The sequence below is a fragment of the Pseudoroseomonas cervicalis ATCC 49957 genome (assembly GCF_000164635.1).
In the GTDB taxonomy this organism is placed as follows: Bacteria; Pseudomonadota; Alphaproteobacteria; order Acetobacterales; family Acetobacteraceae; genus Pseudoroseomonas; species Pseudoroseomonas cervicalis.
Genome location: NZ_GG770783.1, coordinates 167,378 through 170,890, shown reverse-complemented (window position 1 = coordinate 170,890; position 3,513 = coordinate 167,378). Strand labels below are relative to the sequence as shown.

The 3,513-nt window shown below is 72.7% G+C and carries 3 protein-coding genes; 2 read left to right on the top strand and 1 reads right to left on the bottom strand.

Going from position 1 to position 3,513, the window contains the following annotated elements; all coding sequences use genetic code 11:
- Positions 1-56 precede the first annotated feature (56 nt).
- A complete protein-coding gene (locus tag HMPREF0731_RS18030; RefSeq protein WP_007005626.1) occupies positions 57-1,919 on the top strand; it encodes a glycoside hydrolase family 15 protein in 1,863 nt (620 codons plus the stop codon).
- 13 nt (positions 1,920-1,932) lie between these two features.
- On the opposite strand, the gene HMPREF0731_RS18025 is transcribed toward HMPREF0731_RS18030, so the two are convergent.
- Complete coding sequence (locus HMPREF0731_RS18025; RefSeq protein WP_007005625.1) at positions 1,933-2,700, bottom strand: DeoR/GlpR family DNA-binding transcription regulator; 768 nt, start codon at positions 2,698-2,700, stop codon at positions 1,933-1,935.
- A 160-nt stretch (positions 2,701-2,860) separates the two neighbouring features.
- Between HMPREF0731_RS18025 and HMPREF0731_RS25750 the strand changes: the two genes are divergently transcribed.
- Positions 2,861-3,513, top strand: a 653-nt coding sequence (locus HMPREF0731_RS25750; protein WP_007005624.1) for a hypothetical protein, incomplete at its 3' end; no start/stop codon positions are given.

Below are 3,513 nucleotides of genomic sequence, written 5' to 3'. Positions count from 1 at the left end.
GGCCTGGCGGCGGCGGCGCTGGCCGGGCTGGCGCTCGGCCGCCGGGGGCACGGCTGATGCGCGGCCCCCAGGGCTTCAACCTGCCGGCGGCGGTGGATCTCGACCCGGCGCGGCGCGACTACCGGCCGATCGAGGAATACGGCTTCATCGGCGACGGGCATGGCAGCGCGCTGATCGCCCCGGATGGCTCGATCGACTGGGCCTGCCTGGAGCGCTTCGACGCGCCGCCGGTCTTTTCCCGCCTGCTCGACCGAAGGCGCGGCGGCTTCTTCCAGATCCGCCCGGCCGCCGCCTGCCGCGTCGAGCGCCGCTATGCCGAGGCCAGCAAGACGCTGGAGACCCGCTTCACCACCGCCGAAGGCGAGGTGCTGCTGCGCGACGCGCTGGTCTATGGGCCGGCGGAGGGGGAGGGGTTCGACCGGCTGTTCCGCAGCCTGCGCGGCCTGCGCGGCGCGGTCACGCTGCTGCTGCGCTACCAGCCGCTGCCGGGGTTCGCGACGGACTTCCCGGCGCTGTCGCTGCGGGAGGGGCGGGTGGCCATGCCGGACGGGCCCTGGCTGCACGGCGCGGTGGAGTGGCAGCCGGAGGGGGACGGGCTGGCCGCCACCCTGCGCCTCATCGAGGGCGAGCGGCACGATCTCGTGCTGACGCCGCGCGAGCGGGACCCGGCCGAAGGCTTCGCCGCGCTGCACCGGGAGTCCGAGGCGCGCTGGGAAAGCTGGAGCCGCCAGGGCAACTACACCGGCCCCTGGGAGGCGATGGTGCGCCGCTCCGCGATGGTGCTGAAGGCGCTGACCTACCGGCCCACCGGCGCCATCGTGGCCGCCCCCACCACCTCGCTGCCGGAGGAGATCGGCGGGGTGCGCAACTGGGACTATCGTTATTGCTGGCTGCGCGATGCCTGCCTGTCCTTCTACGCGCTGAAGAAATACGGGCAGCGGGAGGAGGCGGAGGCGTTTCTCGGCTTCATCCGCCGCCTGCCGCACCGGCCGGGCCAGCCGCTGCCGCCGCTCTTCGATCTGGAGGGACGGACCGAGCTGGCCGAGGCGGAGATCGCGCATTTCGAGGGCTATCGCGGCAGCCGCCCCGTGCGCACCGGCAATGAGGCGGCCGAGCAGCACCAGTATGACATCTACGGCCAGGTGCTGGACCTGCTGCACCTGCACCACGCGCTCGGCGGCGAGCTGGACGCGGCGCTGACCGGGATCGGCACCAGCATGGCCGATCTGGTGGCGGAGCACTGGCGCGAGCCGGATGCCGGGCTGTGGGAGCCGCGCCGGCCGACCCAGCGCTACGTCCATGCCGCGATGATGAACTGGGTGGCGCTGGACCGCGCCATCCGCCTGTTCGGCCCGCGGCCGCACTGGGTGGCCGAGCGCGACGCCATCGTCGAGGCGGTGCGCGCCGAGGGCGTGCACCGCGACGGCCATTTGACCCAGGTGATGGGCGGCGAGGAGCTGGACGCCGCGCTGCTGCTGGCGCCGATGCTGGGCTTTCCGATCAGCGATGAGGTGCTCTCCCGCACCGTGGACGCGGTGATCGACCGGCTGGGCGAGGGGCCGCTGGTCTACCGCTACCGGCATGAGGACGGGCTGCCGGGGCATGAGGGCAGTTTTGTCCTGTGCGCCTTCTGGCTGGTCGATGCGCTGCTGGTGCTCGACCGGGTCGATGAGGCGCGGCGGCGCTTCGACGCGCTGCTGGCCCTGGCCAACGACCTCGGCCTCTATGCCGAGGAGATCGACCCGGCGGGCCACTTCCTCGGCAATTTCCCGCAGGCCTTCAGCCATCTCGGCCTGATCCACAGCGCGCTGCTGATGGATCTCCACCAGGCGGGCGGGCGGGAGGCGTTGCGTGGCACCTATGCCGACCGCGCCCTGCGCGAGACGGCGCAGCGCCGCAGCGCCGCATCCGGCCGATAGCCGGCGCCGGGAGTCAGCCCGGCGCCACCACCACCCCGGCGATGCCGGCCTGGCGGAAGCTCTCCGCCATCTCGGCGCCCCGCCAGTCGGTGACCAGGGTGCGGGCCAGGCCGCACTCGCAGATCCGGCTGCGGCTGACCCGGCCAAGCTTGGCATGGTCGGCCAGCAGCACCGGATGGCCGCAGCGCTGCAGCATCAGGCGCGCGATCTCCGTCTCCGCCTGCATGAAGTTCGTGGCGCCCTCCTGCGGGTCGAGCCCGACCGGCGAGACGAAGGCGAGATCGGCGCGGTAGCGGCCCAGCTCGGCCAGCGTGGCCTCGCCGCAGAGGCCGGGCATCTCGGCGGTCAGCACGCCGCCCACCAGCCGCGTCAGCTCCCGCCCCGGCCGGCCGCGCAGCGCCTGCGCCACCTCCAGCGAATTGGTGATGACGGTCAGCTCCGGCACCTGCCGCAGCTCGGCGGCGAGCAGGGCGGTGGTGCTGCCGGCGTCGATGAAGCAGCTCTGCCCCGGGCGGACCAGGGCGGCGGCGGCGCGGGCGATCGCCTCCTTCTCGGCGCGGCGCTGCTGCAGGCGGTGCGCCAGCGGCGGCTCGGGCTGCGCCTCGACCAGCACGGCGCCGCCATGCACGCGGCGCAGCAGCCCGGCCTGCTCCAGCTCCACCAGATCGCGCCGCACCGTCTCGCGCGAGACGGCGAGTTCCTGCGCCAGCAGATCGGCCGAGAGCTGCCGCTGCGCGCGCAGCCGCTCGACGATGAGTCGGTGCCGTTCCTGGGACCACATGGCGCCAGCTTTGCCGCGCGCCCTGGTGGCCGGCAAGGCGATTTTGCGTTTTTGTGGATTTTTGGGGTGAAAACCGGCTTAAACCAAAAAATCTCCACAACCGTCATCAAACCGTTATCGATGCCGAGGATGCTGCGCCGCCTCTCAAGGACGGATTCCCATGGCGACGACAGTCTTCACCGATCTCCAGAGCCAGTCCCTCCCGGCCCTGCCGGGCGGCGCGGACCAGGCGCTGCGCTTCCCCGCGGCCAGCCCGGCCGGCGGCTTCCACGTGCAGCCTGGCCTGTCGGGCAGCCTGACCAGCTACAGCCTGGTCTATGACCTGCTGATCCCGGCCGGCGCCGCCAGCCGCTTCACCGCGCTGCTGCAGACCGATCTGAGCAATGCCAGCGATGGCGACCTGTTCATCCGCAACGACACCGGCACGGGCGGCATCGGCATCGGCGGCACCTATGAGGGGGAGATGGGCTTCGGCGCTTGGCACCGCCTGGCCTTCACCTTCACCGACCTGGGCAATGGCAAGACGCTGCTGGCCAAGTACATCGACGGCGCGCTGGCCGGCCGGCAGGAGGTGGACACGGCGCGCTACGCCATTGACGGGCAGCAGGGCTTCCTGATCCTGGCCGATGAGGATGGCGAGACCAATGCCGGCGCGCTGGGCGGCTTCCTGTTCCAGCCGGGCGCGCTGAGCGCCGAGCAGGTCGCGGCGCTGGGTGGCACCAGGAGCGGCGGCATCCTGCCCGAGGGCGCCGCGGCCGCGGGTGCGACGCAGTTCGACTTCTCGGCCGGCGGCCTCGGCGCCGGCTACGGCCC

What these genes read in the sequence shown, in the direction of transcription:
- HMPREF0731_RS18030 (WP_007005626.1), top strand. Translation starts at nt 57, where the DNA reads ATGCGCGGCCCCCAGGGCTTCAACCTGCCGGCGGCGGTGGATCTCGAC.
- HMPREF0731_RS18025 (WP_007005625.1), bottom strand. Translation starts at nt 2,700, where the DNA reads ATGTGGTCCCAGGAACGGCACCGACTCATCGTCGAGCGGCTGCGCGCG.